At 33.1% G+C, this 23561-nt stretch carries 20 protein-coding genes; 11 read left to right on the top strand and 9 right to left on the bottom strand.

Annotated features, from left to right (window positions below; genetic code table 11):
• Positions 1-97: 97 nt before the first annotated feature.
• On the top strand, positions 98-2002 hold the full coding sequence (locus tag T367_RS0102990; protein WP_027418521.1) for a RecQ family ATP-dependent DNA helicase: 1905 nt from the start codon (positions 98-100) through the stop codon (positions 2000-2002).
• Here T367_RS0102990 and T367_RS0102985 read toward each other — a convergent pair.
• A complete protein-coding gene (locus T367_RS0102985) occupies positions 1999-3453 on the bottom strand; it encodes an aminoacyl-histidine dipeptidase (protein ID WP_035842244.1) in 1455 nt (484 codons plus the stop codon). The two genes, T367_RS0102990 and T367_RS0102985, sit on opposite strands and share 4 nt — an antisense overlap.
• Positions 3454-3653: 200 nt before the next feature.
• Between T367_RS0102985 and T367_RS0102980 the strand changes: the two genes are divergently transcribed.
• The 8 genes from T367_RS0102980 (at position 3654) to T367_RS0102945 (ending at position 13486) form a co-directional block, all read left to right on the top strand.
• Positions 3654-4895: a T9SS type A sorting domain-containing protein gene (locus T367_RS0102980; RefSeq protein WP_027418519.1), complete on the top strand. Its 1242-nt coding sequence runs from the start codon at positions 3654-3656 to the stop codon at positions 4893-4895.
• Positions 4895-6112, top strand: coding sequence for a kelch repeat-containing protein (locus T367_RS0102975; protein WP_027418518.1), 1218 nt, complete (start codon positions 4895-4897; stop codon positions 6110-6112). The genes T367_RS0102980 and T367_RS0102975 overlap by 1 nt, the downstream gene beginning before the upstream one ends.
• Positions 6109-6462, top strand: coding sequence for a DUF4907 domain-containing protein (locus tag T367_RS23605; protein WP_051568311.1), 354 nt, complete (start codon positions 6109-6111; stop codon positions 6460-6462). The genes T367_RS0102975 and T367_RS23605 overlap by 4 nt, the downstream gene beginning before the upstream one ends.
• 65 nt (positions 6463-6527) lie before the next feature.
• Complete coding sequence (gene trkA, locus T367_RS0102965) at positions 6528-7868, top strand: Trk system potassium transporter TrkA (RefSeq protein ID WP_027418517.1); 1341 nt, start codon at positions 6528-6530, stop codon at positions 7866-7868.
• 136 nt (positions 7869-8004) lie between these two features.
• A complete protein-coding gene (locus T367_RS0102960; protein WP_245593016.1) occupies positions 8005-9336 on the top strand; it encodes a TrkH family potassium uptake protein in 1332 nt (443 codons plus the stop codon).
• A 169-nt stretch (positions 9337-9505) separates the two neighbouring features.
• Positions 9506-11620, top strand: a complete 2115-nt coding sequence (gene recQ / locus T367_RS0102955; RefSeq protein ID WP_027418515.1) for a DNA helicase RecQ — start codon at positions 9506-9508, stop codon at positions 11618-11620.
• Positions 11621-11626: 6 nt separating this feature from the next.
• On the top strand, positions 11627-12658 hold the full coding sequence (locus T367_RS0102950) for an AI-2E family transporter (RefSeq protein WP_051568309.1): 1032 nt from the start codon (positions 11627-11629) through the stop codon (positions 12656-12658).
• Positions 12659-12694: 36 nt separating this feature from the next.
• Positions 12695-13486: an AMP nucleosidase gene (locus T367_RS0102945; RefSeq protein ID WP_027418513.1), complete on the top strand. Its 792-nt coding sequence runs from the start codon at positions 12695-12697 to the stop codon at positions 13484-13486.
• Positions 13487-13637: 151 nt separating this feature from the next.
• Here the strand turns inward: T367_RS0102945 and T367_RS0102940 are convergent, their stop codons facing one another.
• From T367_RS0102940 to T367_RS0102905, 8 genes are all read right to left on the bottom strand, one after another.
• Positions 13638-14288: a hypothetical protein gene (locus tag T367_RS0102940; RefSeq protein ID WP_027418512.1), complete on the bottom strand. Its 651-nt coding sequence runs from the start codon at positions 14286-14288 to the stop codon at positions 13638-13640.
• Positions 14289-14465: 177 nt separating this feature from the next.
• Entirely contained in the window at positions 14466-15296 is an 831-nt protein-coding gene (locus T367_RS0102935; RefSeq protein ID WP_035842240.1) for an alpha/beta hydrolase, read from the bottom strand.
• A gap of 11 nt (positions 15297-15307) precedes the next feature.
• Positions 15308-16246 carry a paraquat-inducible protein A gene (locus tag T367_RS0102930; RefSeq protein ID WP_027418510.1) on the bottom strand — a complete coding sequence of 313 codons (939 nt, stop codon included), beginning with the start codon at positions 16244-16246 and terminating at the stop codon, positions 15308-15310.
• Complete coding sequence (locus T367_RS0102925) at positions 16246-16794, bottom strand: hypothetical protein (RefSeq protein WP_027418509.1); 549 nt, start codon at positions 16792-16794, stop codon at positions 16246-16248. The genes T367_RS0102930 and T367_RS0102925 overlap by 1 nt, the downstream gene beginning before the upstream one ends.
• A gap of 4 nt (positions 16795-16798) precedes the next feature.
• Complete coding sequence (locus tag T367_RS0102920; RefSeq protein WP_027418508.1) at positions 16799-19153, bottom strand: choice-of-anchor B family protein; 2355 nt, start codon at positions 19151-19153, stop codon at positions 16799-16801.
• A gap of 101 nt (positions 19154-19254) precedes the next feature.
• Positions 19255-19854 (bottom strand): acyltransferase, encoded by a 600-nt coding sequence (locus T367_RS0102915; RefSeq protein ID WP_035842237.1) that lies wholly within the window; start codon positions 19852-19854, stop codon positions 19255-19257.
• Positions 19855-19883: 29 nt separating this feature from the next.
• Positions 19884-20582, bottom strand: coding sequence for a DUF6962 family protein (locus tag T367_RS0102910; RefSeq protein ID WP_027418506.1), 699 nt, complete (start codon positions 20580-20582; stop codon positions 19884-19886).
• A gap of 26 nt (positions 20583-20608) precedes the next feature.
• The gene (locus T367_RS0102905; RefSeq protein WP_027418505.1) at positions 20609-21568 is read right to left on the bottom strand and encodes an acetyl-CoA carboxylase carboxyltransferase subunit alpha; all 960 of its coding nucleotides are present in this window, start codon (positions 21566-21568) and stop codon (positions 20609-20611) included.
• A 99-nt stretch (positions 21569-21667) separates the two neighbouring features.
• Here T367_RS0102905 and ispE point away from each other — a divergent pair, with 99 nt between their 5' ends.
• Both ispE and T367_RS0102895 read left to right on the top strand, forming a co-directional pair.
• The gene (gene ispE, locus T367_RS0102900) at positions 21668-22468 is read left to right on the top strand and encodes a 4-(cytidine 5'-diphospho)-2-C-methyl-D-erythritol kinase (RefSeq protein ID WP_027418504.1); all 801 of its coding nucleotides are present in this window, start codon (positions 21668-21670) and stop codon (positions 22466-22468) included.
• A 3-nt stretch (positions 22469-22471) separates the two neighbouring features.
• Positions 22472-23548 (top strand): DNA alkylation repair protein, encoded by a 1077-nt coding sequence (locus T367_RS0102895; RefSeq protein ID WP_027418503.1) that lies wholly within the window; start codon positions 22472-22474, stop codon positions 23546-23548.
• Positions 23549-23561: the final 13 nt, after the last annotated feature.

The following is a 23561-nucleotide window of genomic DNA, read 5'->3' as shown; positions in this document are numbered from 1 at the left end:
TAATTAATTTCAATATTTACAAGCGTTTATATATGATTACCATTGTTATTCATTAATTTCGTTTAAATAAAAAAATAGACCTTATTAGTACCAGATTTTGAAAAATAGTTTAGACATATTACAACAATACTGGGGCTACGATTCGTTCCGTCCAAAACAAAAAGAGATCATAGAAAGTGTACTCACTAATCATGACACTTTAGCACTCTTACCAACTGGAGGCGGAAAGTCAATTTGTTATCAAATTCCGGCATTAGTTAAGGAAGGTATTTGTTTAGTTGTTTCTCCTTTAATAGCATTAATGGAAGACCAAATAAGACAATTACACGCTTTAAATATTAAAGCTATAGCGATTACGTCAAACATGTCTCGTCGAGAAATTGATTATGCCCTTGATAATATGATTTATGGTGATTACAAATTTTTATACGTATCTCCAGAAAGACTTAAATCTGATATTTTCTTAGCTAGATTCCCTAAGATGAAAATAAACTTGATCGCGATAGATGAAGCTCATTGCGTATCTACATGGGGGTATGATTTTAGACCTGCATATTTAAGTATAGTAGACATTAGGAAATTACATCCTAAAGTACCAGTATTGGCATTGACAGCAACAGCGACTAGTGATGTTATTAATGACATTCAAGAAAAATTGAATTTTAGTAGTAAAAATGTTGTTGACCAGAGTTTTGAACGAAAAAACCTAACCTACAATACAATACATCACGTAAATAAGGAACATGTCATTGATTTATTTTTAACACGGAATAAAGGTTGCGGAATAATATACTGTTCGACAAGAAAAAATGTTAAAACACTTTATAATTATCTACTAGAAAAAGGACATAGTGTGGGTTACTATCACGGAGGTCTTGATTATGAAGAACGCAAAAGACAGCAGCATCAATGGACAGAGAATAAAAGTCGTGTAATTGTCGCGACAAACGCCTTCGGGATGGGTATAGATAAAGGCGATGTAAGATTCGTGCTACATTACAACCTGCCGGATACATTAGAAGCGTATTACCAAGAAGTTGGTCGAGCAGGAAGAGATAATAAAGAAGCTGTTGGTTGGTTAATTTATAACAAGATAGAGCTAGATAAATTATCAGAAAAAATCAATCAACGTTTTCCTCCATTACAAGAAATCAAATCTATTTATCACGCTATGTCTAATCATTTTCAATTGGCGTTCGGCAGTGGTAAAGATGAAAAATTTGAAATAGACTTGGCTAAATTTTCAGATAAATATGAAAAGAATCTATTTGAAGTTTACAATGCCTTAAAAATTCTGGAACGTTGTGAATTTATTGTATTAAGTGAAAATTATCGGCAGCCCAGCAAATTGAAATTCATTGTTAATAATGCGGCTTTATATAATTACCAAGTTAAAAACAAGAATCTCGACGAAATCATTAAATACATATTAAGAAGTCATATTGGAATATTTGAAAACGAACAGAATATTAACGAATTTAAGATTGCTACAAAACTTAACATTTCCATGCAAGCGCTTAAAAAGTCACTTCAGTATTTGAAGGATGAACAGGTTATATTATATTCTCCTAGAACAAATTTGCCAACTATTACTTATACTACCGAACGACTACAAGAAAACAATCTATTTATCTCTCCGGATTATTATGCGAAGCGAAAAGTAGTTGGCTTAAAAAAGTTAGACGCTGTAATTGACTTTGTTCAAACGGAAAGTTGCAAAAGCGCCTACCTCTTATCTTATTTCGGAGAATTAAAATCTGAAAATTGCGGCAAGTGTTCTTCTTGTAAACAATTGGAAAAAACTGCAACGAAAGATCTTCACAAAACGATTATTCAAGTCTACAATGAAGAGAATGTAAATAACGAATTCTACGCGATTAAAGACCTACTGGCAAAATTAAACGGATTCGATGAAACCGTAATCTTTGACAATCTTCGCCGTATGGCTGACAACAAATTAATTGAGGTTGACCATCTTGGTCAAACATTTAAAATCAGTTAATTCTTTGGAATTTCCAATAATACATTTTGCAAGAACCCCCAGAATTTTTCAACAGACTTAATATTTACTTTTTCATCTGGAGAATGTGGATTTTTAATGGTTGGACCAAAAGAAATCATATCACAACCTGGTAAATGTTTACTTAATATCCCACATTCTAAACCTGCGTGACAAGCTGCTACTTTAGGCTCTTCATTAAATGACTTCACATACAAGTCTTTCATTATATTTAGAATTGCTGAATTCGGATTAGGTGTCCATCCTGGATAATCTCCAGACTGTGTGATAACTGAAGCTCCTAACAATTCAAAATTCAATCGAATTGCGGTCGCAACATCATTCTTACCAACCTCACTCATGCTTCTTTGAAGTGATTGTGTGATAAACTCTCCATTTCGAATAATTACCTTTGCTAAAGAAGATGACGTTTCCACCAATCCAGCAATTGTTGGACTCATAGACCATACAGCATTTGGCATTGTGTAAATCGCTGCTATTATCTTTTCTTGATCAGACTGCGCCATCATTTTTTCTGGTAATTCAGCCCCCTCTGTATTGAAGTTTGCAGCCTTTTCTATAAACCTATTTTCGAACAAAAGTGATTCAGTTGTTTCTTTATAAACAGCATCAAGTTCAATCTTATCATTCGCTTTACAGACAACCAGTGCAACACTTTCTCGAGGAATAGCATTTCTTAAACTTCCACCTTCTATATCCACAATCCTAAAACTATTAACCTTAGTTAAAGCATACATTAACCGATTCATCCATTTGTTAGCATTCCCTCTACCTAAATGGATATCCATACCAGAATGTCCACCTTTTAGACCTTTAAGCTCAATTTTAACAGCAACGTAATCACTAGAAACATCTTCTTGTTCGTAAGTATACATTGTATTCGTATCAATACCACCTGCACAACCTACCGAAAATTCATCATCATCTTCGGTATCCAAATTCAGTAAGATCTTACCTTTTAAAAGTGAACCATCCAAATCCTTTGCCCCTGTCATTCCGGTTTCTTCATCGATAGTAAAAAGTGCTTCAATGGCAGGATGTGAAATATCTGTTGATGATAAAATCGCCATACTTGCCGCAACCCCCATTCCGTTATCAGCTCCTAAAGTAGTTCCATCTGCCCTCACCCATTCACCATCAATCACCGTACGAATACCTTCCTTATCAAAATCGAATTCAGTCGAATTATTCTTCTGATGCACCATATCTAAATGAGATTGTAAAATCACCGTTGATCTATCTTCCATTCCAACAGTCGCAGGTTTTTTAATAATTACGTTACCAATTTTGTCCACTAAAGTCTCAAGACCAAGTTTTTCACCAAATGACAGCATAAATTCTCTCACACGTTCTTCTTTTTTGGAAGGACGTGGAATAGCGTTTAAGTCTTCAAAATGGTTCCATATTATTTGTGGTGATAGCTCTCTAGTCATGATTGAAATTTTGTACGAATATAATTATAATGTAAAGAATTGATTTGTGAAATTCAATAAGATTGTTTGAATTTCGATCTTTAATCATACGGAAATTAAGTATTTGTATAAATTTGTAAGAAATTCATTTCGATAAAATAATTAACAAACGTTTCAACCAAATAAAGAAAAGTACGTTATAGAAATAAACGCTTAAGATTGTGATCATTAAAAATAAAATAACACACCTAATATTAGTATTAAGTTATATTGGCTTTACAAGTGCATGTCATGGTCAAGAAGAAAATTCATGGCTTAGATTAGCTGATTTTGGTGGATTACAACGTGAACGAGCAGTAGGTTTTTCTATTGGAAACTATGGTTATATAGCTACTGGTCTCGATACAGCCGAACAAACTAAAAAGGATTTATGGCAATATGACCCTGAATTGAACAGTTGGACGCAAATGTCTGATTTTCCCGGCATTGCTAGAAAAGATGCCATCGCATTTACGATTAACAATAAAGGATTTGTTGGTACAGGTTTCAGTCATGATGATAGTGAAGTTGGGACTTACTTAAACGATATGTGGTGTTACAGCCCTACCTCAAACACGTGGGATAGCATTGCTCCATACCCCGGAGGTGATGGGTTAGGCGTGTCAAATGCCGCCTCTTTTGCTATAGCAGAGAACGGTTATGTCGCTTGTGGTAAAATCGGATCAAACGACTATATATCTGATCTTTGGGAATACAATTCAATTGAAGATGTATGGACCATTCGCATTCCTTTTCCTGGCGGTGATAGACAACAATTAATAGCGATGTCACTTCTAGAAAAAGGTTATGTTGGTCTAGGTACAGATCACGATATTCATCGAAAAGATTTTTGGATGTATGATCCAATTACAGGTTTATGGGAATCGAAATCTGATTTCGTAGGAACAGAACGAGCATTGTCAAGCAGCTTTACATTGGCACCTAAAGGGTATATAGTATTTGGACTGGACGGTGGATATAAGGATGAATTATGGGAATACAATCCATATGACGACACTTGGAGGATTAAAGCTCCTTTTCCAGGTGGTGGTAGAAAAAACGGGATAGCTTTTAGCATAAATAATGTTGGTTATGCTGGAATAGGAAAAGAAATTGACGGAAAAAAAAGAAGTTTTTACGCGTACCACCCCAACCTTCCATTGAGCATTGATGAAAACAATAATTCAATTCAAAATTTATTCCCCAATCCAGCTGATGACTTGATTACTTTACAAATGAAGAATACATTTCATGCTGGAAAAATTAAAATCATAGACATAAACGGCAGATTAGTAATGGACAACTATATTTCAGACAACGATCATACAATTAATATAAACGGTATCAATAAAGGAACCTACTTCATAATTATGTACAATTCAAATGAAGAAGTAATAGGGACTCAAAAATTTAATAAATTATAATGATTAAAACCTATTTATCCATCTACTTTTCTTTGGTAACGACCTTTTCGTTTAGTCAAGATGTCTGGATTCAAAGAGATTCTGTAAATGGCCCACCACGAGGTTCTTGTGCGAGTTTCACTCTAAAAGGCGAAGGTTTTGTAGTTGGAGGTATAGATGTTGAAGAATTCAAACGGAAATCATACTCTTATGATCTCGATCAAGATGATTGGGACGACGAGTTAGCATTAGGTGGTGAATCTGGGTCAGGTTTAGAACGCGCTTCTGCTATTGCTTTTTCAGCTGAGGGCTTCGCCTATGTAGGTTTAGGTGGAGGAAGTGCTGTTCCTTATTATAAGGATCTTTGGAAATTTGACGACGAAACAGACACGTGGACACAAATGGCGGATTTTCCAGGATCCCCAAGACTAGGAGCGATTGCTTTTGCTATTGGACACGTGGGGTATGTAGGGGCAGGACAAGACGTAGATGGACTAACAAAGGATTTCTACGGTTATAATTCAACTTTAAATGAATGGTATGAAATATCTGAATTTCAAGGAGTAGAAAGAAAAGAAGCGGTTGGTTTTAGCATGGGTAGCAGAGGTTATGTAGGTACTGGTAAAAGTTCAACAATCTACCTTAAAGATTTCTGGGAATATCGTCCAGATATGGATGAATGGAAACGTTTAGCTGACCTACCAGGAATTCCAAGAATGGGTGCTGTTGGATTAGGAGCTTTTCCTTCGGGATTTGTTGCTCTCGGTGAAGATGCCAGTTATAATTATCGCAAAGACGTTTGGGAATATCATTACTATGGAGATATTTGGACCCAACGTGCTGATTTTCCAGGAGGAGGAAGAACACAGGCGTCAGGTTTTGTTGTCGACAATAGAATATTTATGGGATTGGGATATAATGGTGTATATCATGATGACTTTTACGAATACGATAAAAATTTATCCATAAATGGTGTTGAATTGGATCAACACTTATCAATCTACCCTAACCCTATTGAATTTCAATTCATTATTGAATCTAGCCAGTTTTTAGGCTCCTTAAACATCAGTTTTTATTCAATTGAAGGAAAAGATGTTACATCACACTTTCAATTAAATCAAATAAACACCAATAAATTTCAGTGTAATTTAAAATCAAACTTGCCTTCGGGTACATATATCGTTCGAATTACTACTGAGAATAATCAATCGTTTATTAAACGAATAAATATAAAATGATCCGATTTTTAAGCCCTTTTTTACTCGTTTTCATCACTATATATTGCAGTGAAAATCCAAATAGAATTAAAAATAAGACAACTGAAACAAACAATAACCTATCGACCGATACCTATTCATATAAAGCCATAAAGAATGAATCAGGTTGGGGGTATCAAATCCTCAATTTTGATAAAACTTACATTAACCAACCTCATATTCCAGCAGTTAACGGTTTACAAACATTTAGAAGTGAAGCTGAAGCACAGAAAGTTGCAGCTTATATTGTTAAAAAGCTAAATAATGGAATATTTCCTCCAACCATTTCAAGAGCAGAATTAGATAGTCTTTATATATATTACGTTCCTTGATTTAAAACCGATAAAATGTATTTACATGAATGATTATAAATATATTTGTACTAAGATTTAGATAAATGAATATAATAATCACAGGTGCTGGAGCAGTAGGGTATCATTTGGCCAAAATGTTGTCGAGTGAGTTACATAATATTTACTTAATTGATCAATGTCAAGATAGATTGAATGAAATACAATCTAACCTTGATATTTTTACAATTAAAGGGGATGCTAAATCGATTCTAATTCTTAAAGAAGTTAAAATCGAAGCTTGTGATTTATTAATTGCAGTAACCTCGTCTGAAGAAACAAATCTATTGATATCAATTCTAGGTAAAAAATTCGGTGCAAAACGAACAATCGCTAGAATTAACAATCTTGAATTAACTGGACCTGTTAACACAGCGCTCATGGAATCGTTGGGCGTTGATACTTTAATTTCCCCAGTAAAACTAGCATCAGAAGAGATCAATAGATTGGTTCAAAGATCTGTTTTTACTGACGATCACGAATTTGAAGGAGGAAAATTGACGGTATTTGGAATTTCTATTCACTCAAAATCTGACTTAGTTAATAAGTCTGTTCAGCAAAGTGCATATTTGAATCCAGATTTGGCTTTTAAACCGATTGCAATTCACCGTCAGAATGACACAATAATGATTAATTCTAACACGGTAATTCATGCAAATGATATTGTCTATTTCATATCCAATCAAAACTCTATCAACGAGATAATTGAGATTTGTGGACAGGAGTGTTTTGAAATTAAGAACATTATGATTTTGGGAGGCAGTAATATAGGCCTTCAAACAGCTAAACTTCTAGAAAAGAATTATAATGTCACTTTAGTTGAAAAGGATAAAGAAAAATGTATTGAAGTTGCTTCAGAATTAAAAAACACATTGGTTATAAATGTTGATGGCAGAAATGTTACTGCATTAGAAGCTGAAGGTTTGGCTGATATGGATGCGTTTATAGCGGTTACTGCTGATTCTGAAACAAATATCATGTCATCTTTAGTTGCTAAAAACCATAACGTTAAGAAGACTATTGCACGTGTAGAAAACATTGATTATATACACCTTTCTCAAAATATTGGAATTGATACCCTTATCAATAAAAAAATAATTGCTGCAAGTAATATTTTTAAATATGTCCGCAAAGGAGACGTTAGTGCGATTGCAAATTTACATGGTGTAGACGCTGAGATTATTGAGTTTATTGTAAAACCAGGATCGAAGGTTACTAAATATCCAATTAATAGATTGAAATTCCCAAGAACAGCTAATATATCAGGTGTAATTCGTGACAATGTAGGTTTTATACCTTTTGGATCCTTTCAACTGAAAGAGGGCGACAAGGCAGTTGTTTTCTCTTTGACAGAATCAATCCATAAAATAGAGCGATACTTCCTTTAAAATGATTAAAAGTATTATCAACGGCAGCGTTACTTTAAACGTGATAGGAAATCTCATTATAATAATGGGTTTTTTAATGTTGTTCCCCGCTTGCTTTTCACTTTATTATGGTGAATCTGATTTAAACGTTTTGTTAATGTCTGCGGCAATCACAATGTCGTTTGGAATATTCTTCATCTTTGTTTCTCGTAAAAGTAAAAATGCAGAAATAAAAAAGCGGGATGGTTATTTAATTGTAACTGGAGGTTGGGTATCCATGGCAATTTTTGGAACACTCCCCTATTTAATAGGTGGATATATCCCAGAAATATCAAGTGCTTTCTTTGAAACGATGTCTGGTTTGTCCACAACCGGAGCAACTATATTAGATGATATCGAATCTTTGCCACATGGAATCCTTTTCTGGCGGAGTATGACTCAATGGATAGGAGGAATGGGAATTATCGTTCTAACGATCGCTGTCTTGCCTCTATTAGGAATTGGAGGAATGGAACTATTTATTGCAGAAGCTCCAGGACCTACAAAAGATAAAATTCATCCAAGAATTAAAGAAACAGCGAAAAGGTTGTGGGTGATTTATTTGGTACTAACAGTATTAGAAACCATTGCTTTAATGTTATCTGGCATGAACTTTTTTGATGCTATCAATCATTCACTAACAACAAATTCAACAGGAGGTTTCTCAACAAAACAAGGAAGTATTGAAGCGTTTGATTCTCCACTAATCGAATTCGTTATCATGATTTTCATGTTTATTGCTGGAACGAATTTCACCTTAATCTACTTCGGTTTTAAAGGTAAATTTTCGAATGTTCTCCACAACGATGAGTTTAAGTGGTATTTAGGCGCTGTTTTAGGTCTAATCCTTTTCTTAACACCAGTAATTTATTATGAAACCGGTGTGAGTTTACTAGAATCTCTTCGAGATGTTAGTTTTCAGGTTGTTAGTACAATAACAACCACAGGCTATGCTTCGGCTGATTTTACAACTTGGGGATCGTTAGCTACCTTTATTTTCTTTCTACTACTTTTCTCTGGAGCATCAGCAGGTTCAACTTCAGGTGGAATTAAAATCGTTCGAATTGTAATTTTAATTAAGAATGGCTTTTTAGAATTTAAGAAACGTTTGCATCCTAACGCCGTAATTCCTGTTTACTTAAACAAGAAGGCTATTCCGAGTCAAATTATTTACAATCTATTGGCATTTATTTTCCTTTATTTATTCGTTTTTGTTGTAGGCTCTGTAATCATGACTGCGTTAGGAGAAAGTTTTGAAGTAGCAATTTCATCAGTTGCCACATGTTTAGGCAACGTTGGTCCTGGTATAGCTGAAATTGGACCATCTCATACATTCTCGTCAATAAGCCCTGCAGGTAAATGGTTATTATCATTTTTAATGTTATTTGGAAGATTAGAATTATTTACCGTCGCATTGCTATTTACGCCATATTATTGGCGACGAAATTAATTTTTACAACAATTAAAATTTAGCTAATAGCCTCATTCTTAAATATTTTGTTTATTTATCAAATAACACCTTGATTTTTTTGATTTAAGTATTGAATAAATATTTTTATTCTAAAAAAACTCCTTAAATTAATTTATTTAGCAACTCATTTTCTTTTACTTTTGTTATAATGAGGAATCCTAATTCACTTTTAAAAGAATACTTTGGCTATAACGAGTTCAGACCAAATCAGCTCGAAGTTATTGAACACACTTTAAGCGGTCAAGATTCTGTTGTTGTTATGCCTACAGGCGGCGGAAAATCCATTTGTTTCCAAATTGCGGCTTTAATGTTGGAAGACCTTACATTGGTAATCTCTCCATTAATATCGTTGATGAAGGATCAGGTTGACAGTCTAACAACGAATGGAATAAATGCAGCTTTTTTTAATAGTTCACAATCCGATTTTGAGAAAAGAGAAATATTAAATGCTTGTATGGCCGGCGAAATTAAGCTGCTTTATATTTCACCAGAGTCTTTGGTCATGGCTTTTGACAACTGGTTAAAATCATTAAAAATATCTTTAATTGCAATTGATGAGGCACATTGTGTATCCATGTGGGGACATGATTTTAGACCAGAATACGGTCAAATAAAAAATTTAAGAGCTTTTCTCGGTAAAACACCATTCATGGCGTTAACTGCAACGGCAGATAAAATTACCCGTCGAGACATTACCAAACAACTTGGTTTAAACGAACCTGAAATCTTTCTATCATCGTTTAATAGACCGAATCTCAGTCTAGCCGTAAAAGGACATGTTCCTAAAAAAAATAAAGTAACAGAGATTATTAACTTTATTAAGAACAGGTCAGACGAAGCTGGTATAATCTATAGTTTAAGCCGAAAAGAGACAGAACAATGGTCTGAAACCTTTAATAACGCAGGAATTAGTTCAAGGTTTTATCATGCCGGGCTAAATCCTGAGACCAGAGCACAAGTACAAGATGGTTTTATCAATGATAATTATCAAATTATTTGTGCAACCGTTGCTTTTGGTATGGGAATCGATAAATCAAATGTTCGCTGGATTATTCACACGAACTTACCTAAAAATATTGAAGGATACTATCAAGAAATTGGTCGTGCCGGCAGGGACGGAATGCCTGCAGACACCTTGTTGTTTTACAATTTTAGAGACATCATATTATTGAACGATTTTATTAAAGATTCCCCTTTTAAAGACACCTATGTAGAGAAAATTAATAGAATGGTAAATTATGCTGAAGCTACTTCTTGCCGTAGAAACATTCTATTGTCATATTTTGGTGAATTCAATGATACAAAATGTAATAACTGTGACATTTGCGAAAATCCACCAGAAATAATTGATGGTTTAACGCAAGCACAGATGGCCTTGTCAGGCATATTAAGAACCAACCAACAAGTTGGAGTCAATATGCTCATCAATTTATTAAGAGGTGCAAAAACAATGGATATTTTTGAAAAAAAATATAATGAAATAAAAACCTATGGAGTTGGGAGTAATTATTCATTCTATGATTGGCAACATTATATCAACCAAATGATTAATTATGGTTACTTAGAAATAGCATATGACGATCATTTAAAGTTAGTTGTCACAGATGCAGGTCGAAACTTATTGAAGCCTGATGCGGAAATTTCTCTAAGTCGACCTCCTGAAAAGAAAAGTAAAGCCGTTAAGCAAACAGCTAAAAAACAGAAGGCAGTAGCTCCAAAGAATGACTTAACTCAGGCATTAAAAAAATACAGAAAAGAAATTGCTCAAAAAAATAGTGTTCCAGCATACGTTATTTTTAACGATTCAACTCTGAATGAAATAGTCACACAGAAACCGAATAACCACAAACTATTGCTTGACATTCCAGGGATGGGCAAAGTGAAAGTCGAACGATTTGGAGATGATATTTTAAAGATTGTTAATGATTTAAATTCAATTGTTGATCTCGATAAACTACCCTCTCATATTCAAACATTTAAATTGTACGAAAAAAAACTCGATATTCAAGAAATTAGTCAAAAACGGGATTTATCAGAAAATACAATTTACGGGCATTTGTCAAAGTTGTATGAAGAAGGCTATGATGTCAACCTTCACAAGTTTGTTTCAGAATATGAAGTGAATCAAGTGAAGGAAGTTCGAAGAAAACTTAAAAGTAAACATCAATTAAAACCCGTTCATGATGCACTTGAGGGCCAATTAAATTACATACAAATTGGTCTCGCATTAACCATAATTAGTAAAATTGAACAGGATAACTAAAGGTCTATGAAAATCAAATCCACAGCTTTGACTTTATTTGTAATAATAGCGGTTGTCTATATATTAATTATTGGTCAAAATATCATCGTACCGTTAATATTGGCGTTTCTTTTTTGGTTTTTAATTAAAGAATTAAGGAATTTTGCAAAACGTATAAAATTCATCAAAAACAGAGTGCCTTCATGGTTATTAAATTCGGCAACTGTTATTGTCCTCTATTTTATAATTGCTTTTGTATCTCACTTTTTAATTATAAATATTCAAGAATTGAGTTCAAACATGGATAGTTATCAATCGAATTTAAATCTATTTAATCAACAATTTTCAGATCGATTTGGTTATGATTTAATGAGTCAGTCGCAAGGTGCCTTGGGTGATTTTGATTTTACAAAAATTTTAGGAGCCATCATAAATTCGTTTACAGATATTTTGGGTAATATCTTTATGATTGGACTCTATTTGCTGTTCATGCTATTGGAAGAAACTGTATTTGAACAAAAAATGCAGGCTGTTTTTGCTAATGTCTCGAATAAAAGAGAAATCAGAAGTGCAATAACCAAAATAGATACGGCTGTAGGCGATTATATCGTATTAAAAACAATTGTAAGTTTAATTACAGGAACCCTTAGTTTTATAGGTCTGCGTATAATCGGGGTTGATTCTCCTTTATTCTGGGCATTCTTAATATTTGTATTAAATTTCATTCCTACAATCGGATCATTAATTGGAACGATATTCCCGGCAATTATAGCCGTATTACAATTTGGAGATTTGAATATGGGACTAGTTGTTCTTGCAGTAATTGGAGGCATTCAATTGGTGGTTGGAAATATTGTAGAACCCAAGTTAATGGGGAACTCACTTAATATTAGTAGCCTTGTTGTTATATTATCGCTTAGTTTATGGGGAGCAATTTGGGGAATTTTAGGAATGATTTTGAGTGTGCCAATTACAGTGATACTAATCATATTATTTGCTCAATTTCCTAGCACAAAAAACATTGCCATTATACTTTCAGAAAAAGGGAAAATTGAATGATATTAATTCTTCTTGTAAAACCTAAAAACACTTGCAATGCAAACAAAAGATGAAATCGTTAGAGATTGGTTAGTTCGTTATACAGGAACACCACTTGATAAGTTTGGTAAATATATCTTACTGACTAATTTTAGCAATTATCTTGAAATATTTGCAAAAATAGGTGATGCTGAAATCATAGGTCGAGACAAGGCAATGCCAAATGCGACATTTAATGATATAACGATGATTAATTTTGGCATGGGAAGTGCAAATGCCGCTACGGTTATGGATCTGTTGAGTGCTATTAATCCTAAAGCTTGTTTATTTTTAGGTAAATGCGGAGGATTAAAAAGAAAAACTGAAATAGGAGACCTAATTCTACCTATAGCTGCTATTCGCGGAGAAGGTACATCTAATGATTATTTTCCACCTGAGATTCCAGCCTTACCAGCGTTCAATTTACAAAGAGCTGTATCCACTTCAATTAGAGATTTTAAAAGAGACTATTGGACGGGAACTGTATATACGACCAATAGACGAGTTTGGGAACATGACCAGACTTTTAAGGAGTATTTAAGAAAAACCAGAGCTATGGCTATTGATATGGAAACGGCTACGATATTCATTACTGGTTTCGCTAATAAGATTCCTACAGGTGCCTTATTGTTAGTCTCTGACCAGCCTATGATTGCCGAAGGAGTCAAAACAAGTAAAAGTGATCATCAAGTTACTGTCAATTTTGTTCAGGAACATATTGCTATCGGTATAAAATCTTTAGAAGAGATTAAAAACAACGGAACTTCAGTTAAGCATTTAAGATTCCCTTACTCAGAAGGAGAATCATAAGTATTAAGGCTTTTTATAATATAAAACAGATTCATTTGTTGAGCTTAAAAAAGTTATGATTCCAACAAATTAGATCACAATATTTAAGACAATAAAAAAAGGCAAAATACCAAATTGTATTTTGCCTTTCCTTCATAGGGTATCAAATATATTATTTGAAACGCATACCATCTAATACTTTTTCTAATACAGCTTTTTGTTCGTCTGTTACATAAGAGATAATTACATTAAATGCAAAACCATTAATAATTGAAGAATAAAAAGTTTGATTTATTGTTATTCCTGCGTAAGTTATAGCAGCATCCATTTTGTGAAAATCAGTCCCACCTAAATTAACCTCTTGATAATCACCTGAAATAATATCATATTTAACTTGACCTCTCTCCATTTGTACCTTTGTAGCATCTAAATAACCTGCTCCGTCGGTTACACCAACAGCACCATTAATGTTTTCTGTCATCACTATAAAGTTTGGATTATAATCGACATTAGTACCTACTTCATGTTCAAAAACTGATAATAATGTCGCCGAATTTATTTCAGCAGCTTTCAATTCTTTTTTATAATCTTCGTCATCACCAGCCATTAATTCACCTCCTGCAGAAGATAATTTATCCATCTCTTCTTTTGACTGTACCGCCCAACCTTTAGGCACATTCATTTCAAAAGCGAAGAAATCATTACTATAAACATTACCCTCTACTCTACCGTAATCAAAGTTTTCTGGAATTTCTCGAGTGTTACATGCCAATAACAGAACTGATAATAAGGCAAATATTACTGGTAACTTAAACTTTTTCATCTTTTTGATTTTATTGTTTTTAAATTAATAATGATTGAAAACTACTCTTAAAACAACTTTTATCAAAAACCAAAATGTTAATGTTGTCCATTAATTTCAACAAATAGTACAGCCAAGATAATAATTAATTTAGGTTTTCAAAATCTTATCCTTTGAAAACAATAATTTCACTCTAACTTATTCAACAACATTAAATAACACATTAAAAGCATCGTAAACCGCAAGATGTAGAACATCTGCATGGTCACAATCTTTAAAATAATTAAATTTAAGCTGTGATTTTATCATGCCTTGTTTTTTAAGTAATCGATATAATTTTTTAGCTTCACTTTCCATAATTCTCCCCTCTTTACCTACTCCTACATATACTTTATCTGGGAGCGTAGATAGTTTAATATTTGATCTCAATAATAATTCACGATCCCACCATAAACTTGGGCTTATGATGATATAATTATTAAACATATCGGTGTGAAAGAACAATACTTCAGTTGCCAATAACCCTCCAAGTGATTGCCCTATCAATGTTTTTTCCGCTGTAGTTCGATACGTTTTGTCAATTATTACTTGCACCTCATTCTTTAAAAAAGATATAAATTTTTCTGAATTTCCAGCAGTTGGTGTATTTTTAAAATAACCTGTGTCATTGGGTATAAAAGTGAAATCTTTTTTACGATCAACATTTTCAATTCCTACAACAATACTTTCTGGAACTTTATTTAACCACGGATAAGAACCAAACTGAACTAAACCAGCAATATGAATAAAATCTTCATGTGCTGAACCGTCTAAAAGATAAATTACTGGGTATTTGTTTAATGAATCTGGATGATAAGATAAGGGTAAATAAACATTCAAGACTCTTGCTTCATCCAGGATATTAGAATTAATTGTTAGTATCTCTCCTATTGAAAATTCCTTTCGTTGTTTAATATCAACTGAATCTTGACTTAATCCAATTGAACTAATTAATATAAGAATAACTGGAATAATAAAATTTAGCTTCATATGTATCGATTTTAAAATTTTTGAACTACTAAAACTTTGTTAATATAGTATCCTGAACCAATTGAAAGTAAGACAAAAAGTAAAAAATAGTACGTTCCATACAATGTGCGTGCTCCAGTCTCTACACCTACATTTAAGCTTGTGTACGCAAAAATACTAAGGAAGATTGCAGCGATAAATACATCAGCCATACTCCATTTACCGAGGTTTTTGATATAAACAAATAAGCTTTGACTTCTTTTGCTATGAGGATTGAATATAATGAATATTGAACTGGTCAATTTTACAATTGGAAAGATAACGCTAAATAATCCTACCATAATAGCGACAATAAAATTGCCTCCGGTATAAAGAATTTCAAGCAAATTGACAATTGATTTGTTTTGATACATATAATAAGTACGACCTTCAAAAGTTGCCTCAAAATTATATTTTATTTTCCCCCATTCACCTAGATCCAACATACTAATTAATGGGTAATCATTGAGATTTATATCAATTGGAAATTTTACTGTGAAATCTCTCGAATATGCAAAAATTTCAATAAAAGGGGATTTCAATCCAATAAATAAGAAGGCAAAAGCGCTGAAAACCATAAGTAAACCATAAACATTATATTTTATAGGTTTGTATTGATAAAATAGTACATTAAAAACTACGAATATGACAACGGTAAGTATAAGAAAGATGGAATATCTATTCACAAAACCGTAGACATTATCGGCCTTTGTTTCTTGTTTTTCCCAATATTCTCTTTTCGATTTACCTATCTCATTACCAGGTAACCATTCCCATCCGTTCAAAATACGTTCTTTAAAATTTAATTGTTTTGCTATATCTTCTTTTATATCCTTGTATTCAGAAAGCTTGTTATCGATTTTGAATGAAAAATAAATAACGAAACCAAAAAAAATGAAAGCACTAAATAATATGGCAAAATAGCTTTTCACTAGCTGGCCAATTTAATATTATTTATTGCTGCAAAAGTATCTTGTTCTTGAAATATTATTTCTAAATATTCAGCCTCTTCTTTTGCGAATTTGACATCATACTCGTTTAGTCTTTCGAGTTCATTCTCATTCTTTACACCACTCTTTATTATCTCGATTAATTCGGGAAAATCATTGGTTAATTCATTTTTATAAAAAATTAACAGATCAGTGATTGCCTTTAAAAAATTTTCTCCATTCTCCACTTCATACGACTTTAGCTCGTGTAAATTAATCTCAATTTCGAAGAGTGTATTTTCGTAATTCTGTTGAATATCAATAGAATCGGACTGGAATAGTAATTCAATTTGACGTGAGACATTTTGTTGAATCATCGATAAGTTATTATTAAATTGAACGGCATCTATTCTATCCTCATTCAAGTCATATTCAATAATCCCATCAGATTCCTCAGTATAAGTGGATTTAACGTTCTCAACCACTTCGTTATTTGAACAAGCAAAAAGACTTAGGAAAATACAACTATAAACAACTTTATTTAATCTCATTTATTTAATATTTAATTTGTTTGAAAATTTTTAAAGTTCTAGAATTTAAGTCTTGAACTTCGAATAAATAAACACCGCTTTCAAGTGTTGGTAACTTAATCTCCTTTTCAACATTTAAATTACAAATTTGTTTTCCCGATATATCATAAATTACTAAAAATCCTTCGTTGACTCCTTCAATATTTATCGTGTTTTGAAAAGGATTAGGATAAGCTTTTATGCTAGATGCAATTTCTTTGTTTTCGTTAGGAATATTCAATAAAGAACTTTCCGTGATTGAGAAAAAATCGACTGCACCTTCTGTAATATTTTCGGTTTCTACATAATCACTCAACATGAACATTATTTGCATTTCATCAGAAGGAGTCGTAAAATCTAAAATACGAATCGAGCTTGCGTTCCATTGACTCATTGGTAAACCTCCATTATACAATTTATCAATTACTTCAACACCTGCGTCGGAGATTATATAAACAAATAAAGTATCATCTGGCGGTGCGCCATGCAAATTGAAGAACCAAGTAGCATAATTTATATACGGATCAACATAATCCACAAGCGAAAATATAGGTGAAACTAAAATAACTTCTCCATCATTCACTTCCTGTGTATTAGAACTACTCGTTCCATTACCTGTAATATACGCGTATTTTCCGCAATCAAAGGGACTATCAAAATAAGGATTCTCTCCTATATCAACACCAACAGGGATATCTCGAACCCAATGACCTCTCGACGCTGTTCCTCCTGAAGTCCAATTAAAATCTAAACTAAAATCATCATAATATCCTTTATCAAGTTGAACAATAATTTCACCAGTCTCATCTGTTAACATAATATCTTCCAAACAAACAGTCTTATAGCCCCAAATTCCAACAGATACTTGATAATTATCTTGATAATACAAAGGTATATTGGCGTTGCCATCAATATCCGTCTCTGCTTCACTATCAATATAAGTATGTGAGAACAATACATTAACACCTTCTATCGGCAATAGAGTTTCAGAATCTAGAACTTTAATATCAATTGAAAATTCAGGAATTTTTTCGAGTTCTACATCCTGTATTCTCGTAGCTCCGTTTACAAAATTTAATGGAATTGACTGTGGATAGTATAAAACTTTGAAATAATCGACCATTTTTATTCCCTCACTTTCAATACCCGTTGCGTAATAACCTGGCACGTTAGAAAAATCTTCAATATCTGTGCTTTCAATACTAATACTAACATTATTTAGAGGTGTTCCAGTAATTGATTCTGTAATTGTACCATTTAAATAACTCGCTGGGTGTTCTAAAACATCAAAAACAAACAACCCTTCTTCTCTATCTGTCGCCAAAATATGATCTGAAGGTAAAAAAGGATAAGCACCCCAACAACCTTCCGTCGTAGGTCCAGTTAAAGGCGAGGTGTCAAAATTGGCAACTTCTATAATATTATTTGGATCTGAAATATCGTGCACAACCAATCCATCAGTATAGTAAGAAGTATATAAATAATCTCCTTTAACATGTGAGTTATGCGGTACCCTATTCGAACCAGGAGAAGACTGGATTCTATCTAATTCAACAATAGATTCAGGATTAGAAACATCAAATGAACCGATATAGCCATCTGAGATTTCATCAGTTGTAAAAACGTAGTTACCATCTTCAGTCGCCCAAATATTATGTGTAAAGGCGGTAGGAGTTACAGCAGAACCTAACAGTACAGGGAACGCTTTTTCCCTCAGATCAACCACACTAAAAAAACCATCGTAAATATGAGCAAAATATCCTGTGTCATTTTGAACATATCCATCATGTGCATACCAATTATCAAATACACCTACCTCCGTTGGATTCCAAGGATCAGTAGCGACATCAAGTATTATTACTCCTCCTGCTCCACGACCTGCTCCAAAAATATAAGCATAGCCATCCGTTTGATAAATATTATGTGCAGATTGCCATGGAGTTAATGCTGGTCCTGAATAAATTCTTGTAGGTAATTCAGTATCAAATGGTAAAGGACTCAGGTCTATTATTAATAAACCTTCCAAAGCTTCGGTCGTTACATAGGCAAAATCACCATAAGTTTTAATATCTCGCCAAATTGAGTTCATTCCGGGAATCCAAGCAACTTCAGCGACGTCAGCAGGAACAGTAACATCAACTATTGAAACCCCATCTTCAGTACCAACGATAGCATATTCATTCCCTAATTCATCAACATACCCCCAAATATCATTACACTTTGTGTCATGTAAAGCTGGAATATCAAGATATCCAATTTCATTGATGTTTAGTTGACTATAAAGAGTTGGAGTAAGAATTAGTAATACTATACTAAGCAGAGATTTGTAAGCAGTTTTCATACTACTAAAATAAAGCTTATTTCACTAGAAAACAATTACCTCCAATCAATACTTTTAACAGTTCAAATGCAAATTCCTTGAAAAATAATGAAGATTGGTACTTATTTAGAATTCTTAATCGATTCCCAAGTCGTATACATTGACTCTTGAGTAGGTCGATCTGGTTCGATTTCTGTAAGAGGCTCAACTGCTATAAGTGAATCTTGACATTCTTTTGGTAAAGTCTGGTATAAAGCTGTTCCTTTTGTTTTCCAAGATAACATATCGTCTGAAACTTCCTTGATGACCTTTATTGGATTCCCCACTGCTAAACTGCGTTTTTTTATTGTCGTTTTGGCTGGAACAAAACTTAAAGCACCAATAATACTTTCCTCTTCAATAATGGCATCGTCCATTATCACAGCATTCATTCCTATTAAGCAATTTTCACCAATAGTGGCGCCATGAATAATAGCTCCATGACCGATATGTGCACCTTTTTTTAAAAAAACGGTTGTTCCCGGAAACATGTGAATCGTGCAGTTCTCTTGAACGTTACAGCCATCCTCAATAATTATTGCACCCCAATCTCCCCTAATTGCAGCACCTGGTCCTATGTAAACATCTTTTCCAATAATCACATTCCCTGTAACTGTTGCTTGAGGATGAATAAAAGAGCTTGGATCAACTACTGGAATAAAGCCATTGAATGAGTATACCATCGTTATTTTTTAAATCAAGTTAGTAAAACTTATTTAATCAAGGGTTCAACTTTTTTAGCGCCCAAATAGAAATACAAAATACCCAACATCATTAATATATGACTAAAATCGTTTTTGTCAAACCACTGATGTAAATTTATTTTTAGTAGAAATATAAAAGCTGATGGTAATAAAATTAGCACACCATAAACAAAATACATATATGCATTATTGACGGTTTTAGCATAATACCTAGCTAAAATTCCAGCTGTTAAAACGACTCCTAAAATTGTGTTTATTGCTGAAGGAAGAAAAGCTAATGTTGGATTTTCATAGATGGGTAGATAAATACATACCAAAGTAAAAATAGTAAACACTATAATTAATTTCCAAAAGGATAATAATTTATATAAACCTAATCGACTTTGATTAGGGTGCACAGAAATCATTGCCTGTTCTAAAGTATAAATTGCAATTGGTCCTGAAATCCAAGAAGGAAATTTACCACTAACGCCCCAATAATTAAAGAATAAATGTCCTAAACCGCCAAGAAAAGCACCTATACCGAAAATATAGAAAAATGCAATCCAATAGGTTTTAAAGGGATGATAAATTTTTAATTTTCTAAGCTTTAATCCTAAAGTAATACTCAATATAGCCAATAAGGTATCCGTGATAAACCCCATTGGTTCGAGTAAATTTAAATTGAATAATACGAATTCAATTTTCTCGTAATCGCTACCAATCATAAATAAATATCTGCTATAATTTAAACTTACTTTCCGTTAAAAACACCCATTGCACAATACTTCTCTATTCTAGCATCACAACGTTTATCTGGATCCATTTTTTCTAGTTTAGCGATATTTTTTATAATTGAAGATTTAACATTACTATATGTTTTCTCTCTATCACGATGTGCTCCACCTAATGGTTCATCTATAATCTCGTCAACGATACGTAACTCTTTCATATCCGTTGAAGTTAATTTAAGAACTTCTGCTGCACGCTCCTTAAAATCCCAACTTCTCCATAAAATGGTAGAACAATTTTCAGGGGAAATAACAGAATACCATGAATTTTCTAGCATTATTACTTTATCACCCGCACCAATGCCTAAAGCTCCGCCTGAAGCACCTTCACCTATAATGATACAAATCACTGGTACTTTAAGGTTCATCATCTCATAGATATTACGAGCGATAGCTTCACCTTGTCCTCTTTCTTCAGCTTCTAAACCTGGAAAAGCACCTGGAGTATCAATTAAAGTAACAATTGGTTTATTAAATTTTTCAGCCAATCTAAACAATCTTAAGGCCTTCCTATATCCTTCTGGATTAGGCATACCGAAATTTCTGTATTGTCTGAGTTTAGTATTACTTCCTTTTTGTTGACCTACAAACATCATTGTTTTGCCATCAATTTGACCAAAACCACCGATCATTGCCTTATCATCTCGCACATTTCGATCACCATGTAACTCAATAAAAGTTCCATCCGTTAAAGATTTGATATAATCTAATGAATATGGTCTATCAGGGTGTCTAGATAATTGAACACGTTGCCATGGAGTCAACTTTTTAAATATATCTTCAGTTGTTTTTTTTAACTGTTTTTGAAGATCTCGAACCATTTTAGAAGTGTCTACTCCGGAATTTGTTTCAATTTCCTTTGCTTTTACTATCTCTTCTTCAATACTATTTATCGGTTCTTCAAAAGGTAAAAAGTTTGCCATCATTTTATTTTTTGGAAATTCAAATTTAGTGTTTTTTTGATTCTTAATCGTACCGATTTATTTTAAATTTAAGATTATCTTCGAATAAATTTTAAAAAGATGGTTGTTTACCCAAAAACTAAAATTAATATAGGTCTGAATATCATTGGTAAACGACTTGATGGGTACCATAATTTATCAAGTGTTTTTTATCCTACAGACTTGTCTGATATTCTTGAAATAGTGAAAAGTGACAGTTTTTCTTATTCATCAACTGGTGTAGAAATTGATTGTTCACCTGAAAACAACCTGATTATTCGAGCCTATAACCTGATGAAGTCGAAATATGGTTTAAGTCCCGTAAAAATTCATTTACATAAAATAGTTCCAACTGGTGCTGGTCTTGGAGGTGGATCTGCGGATGCATCTGCAACTCTTTGTTTATTAAATAAGTTGTTCGAATTAAATTTAAGCGATACTATTTTAAAACAGATATCTTTGGAGTTAGGTAGTGATTGTCCCTTTTTCATCATGAATTCTCCCCACTTAATAACAGGCATAGGTGAGGTAATGAGTCCTATTAATTTAAATTTATCTAATTATTTCATTAAAATCGTTCATCCAAATATTCATATAAGTACTGCGAACGCTTTTAGTAAAATTGAAAATTTTAGCTCTGCACTAGACGAAGAACAATTTATTAAAGGTTCTATACAAGATTGGCAGGGCAAAATCCGAAACGATTTTGAATCAGCTGTTTTTAACGAGCATCCAGAATTACAAACGATAAAGACTAAGTTACTACATGAAGGTGCGCTTTACTCTAGTATGTCTGGATCAGGCTCATCTTTATTTGGGATTTATAAAATTATACCTAAAAATACTTTCCCTGAATACTTTGAATGGATAGGTAAACTTTAATTTATGGCAGAGCAATTAAAATTTATGTATAATGATGAATTCATCAAATCATTAGCTAAATCTATTAAAAAAACTGATGTAAAACTCGATGATAAAAACTTTATTAACAGCATCTTAAACAATGATTGGAAAGAAAAAGAATTAAAAGCACGAGGGATTCACATTGCTGAAAAAATGTATCAATTCTTACCATACGACTATGACAAACAGATTGCTATTTTAAAAAATGTTGCACCAAATTTTAAAGGTTATACAGGAACCATCTTTCCGACATTTGTAGAATTATATGGTTTAGAGCATGCTCCGACTTCATTAATGGCTTTAGAAACATTCACTCAGTATTCGACAAGTGAATTTGCAATCAGACCGTTCCTTATACAAAACCCAAATACAATTGAACACCTTTATAAGTGGGCAGAAAGTGAAAATTTTCATGTTCGCCGTCTGGCAAGTGAAGGATGTAGGCCGCTTTTACCATGGGCTATGAAACTCACTCAATACATTGACAATCCACAACCAATTCTTCCTATTCTCGATCGCCTTAAAAACGACAAAGAGGATTATGTATATAGAAGTGTTGCAAATAATTGGAATGATATATCGAAACATCACCCGGATTTGGTTTTGAGAAATATCAATCGATGGGCGAAAAAGACGAAAACTACAGAATGGGTCGCTAAACATGCGCTGCGCACATTATTAAAACAAGGCAATCAAGAAGCAATGTCGCTATTCGGCTTTGGCACGATTGATAATTTAAAGCTAAACTCCTTCGCTATTCAAGATTCACAAATAGAATTTGGAGGAATTAGCAAACTACATATCTCAATTAAAAATAATGGACCCGAGGCTAAATTTAGACTTGAATATGCTATTGACTATTTGAAAAAAACCGGAAAACATAATCGGAAAATATTCCAATTGACTGAAACCACGCTTAATTCGAATCAGTCATTAAACCTGGTCAAAAAACTAGATTTTAAAGATTTGTCGACACGCAAACATTATAGAGGAATTCATTTTATTAATTTAGTAGTCAACGGAAACGATATTGAGAAGATTCAATTTCATTTAACCTAACAACACTTTTTTT

The sequence above is a fragment of the Crocinitomix catalasitica ATCC 23190 genome (assembly GCF_000621625.1).
Classification (GTDB): Bacteria; Bacteroidota; Bacteroidia; order Flavobacteriales_D; family Crocinitomicaceae; genus Crocinitomix; species Crocinitomix catalasitica.
Note: the sequence above shows the minus strand (reverse complement) of the source record. Positions and strands in the feature narration are given on the sequence as shown.

What these genes read in the sequence shown, in the direction of transcription:
- recQ (WP_027418515.1), top strand. Translation starts at nt 9,506, where the DNA reads ATGAGGAATCCTAATTCACTTTTAAAAGAATACTTTGGCTATAACGAG.
- T367_RS0102945 (WP_027418513.1), top strand. Translation starts at nt 12,695, where the DNA reads ATGCAAACAAAAGATGAAATCGTTAGAGATTGGTTAGTTCGTTATACA.
- trkA (WP_027418517.1), top strand. Translation starts at nt 6,528, where the DNA reads ATGAATATAATAATCACAGGTGCTGGAGCAGTAGGGTATCATTTGGCC.
- T367_RS0102920 (WP_027418508.1), bottom strand. Translation starts at nt 19,153, where the DNA reads ATGAAAACTGCTTACAAATCTCTGCTTAGTATAGTATTACTAATTCTT.
- T367_RS0102925 (WP_027418509.1), bottom strand. Translation starts at nt 16,794, where the DNA reads ATGAGATTAAATAAAGTTGTTTATAGTTGTATTTTCCTAAGTCTTTTT.
- T367_RS0102910 (WP_027418506.1), bottom strand. Translation starts at nt 20,582, where the DNA reads ATGATTGGTAGCGATTACGAGAAAATTGAATTCGTATTATTCAATTTA.
- T367_RS0102950 (WP_051568309.1), top strand. Translation starts at nt 11,627, where the DNA reads ATGAAAATCAAATCCACAGCTTTGACTTTATTTGTAATAATAGCGGTT.
- T367_RS0102915 (WP_035842237.1), bottom strand. Translation starts at nt 19,854, where the DNA reads ATGGTATACTCATTCAATGGCTTTATTCCAGTAGTTGATCCAAGCTCT.
- T367_RS0102975 (WP_027418518.1), top strand. Translation starts at nt 4,895, where the DNA reads ATGATTAAAACCTATTTATCCATCTACTTTTCTTTGGTAACGACCTTT.
- T367_RS0102895 (WP_027418503.1), top strand. Translation starts at nt 22,472, where the DNA reads ATGGCAGAGCAATTAAAATTTATGTATAATGATGAATTCATCAAATCA.
- T367_RS23605 (WP_051568311.1), top strand. Translation starts at nt 6,109, where the DNA reads ATGATCCGATTTTTAAGCCCTTTTTTACTCGTTTTCATCACTATATAT.
- T367_RS0102960 (WP_245593016.1), top strand. Translation starts at nt 8,005, where the DNA reads ATGTCTGCGGCAATCACAATGTCGTTTGGAATATTCTTCATCTTTGTT.
- T367_RS0102905 (WP_027418505.1), bottom strand. Translation starts at nt 21,568, where the DNA reads ATGGCAAACTTTTTACCTTTTGAAGAACCGATAAATAGTATTGAAGAA.
- T367_RS0102985 (WP_035842244.1), bottom strand. Translation starts at nt 3,453, where the DNA reads ATGACTAGAGAGCTATCACCACAAATAATATGGAACCATTTTGAAGAC.
- T367_RS0102940 (WP_027418512.1), bottom strand. Translation starts at nt 14,288, where the DNA reads ATGAAAAAGTTTAAGTTACCAGTAATATTTGCCTTATTATCAGTTCTG.
- ispE (WP_027418504.1), top strand. Translation starts at nt 21,668, where the DNA reads ATGGTTGTTTACCCAAAAACTAAAATTAATATAGGTCTGAATATCATT.
- T367_RS0102935 (WP_035842240.1), bottom strand. Translation starts at nt 15,296, where the DNA reads ATGAAGCTAAATTTTATTATTCCAGTTATTCTTATATTAATTAGTTCA.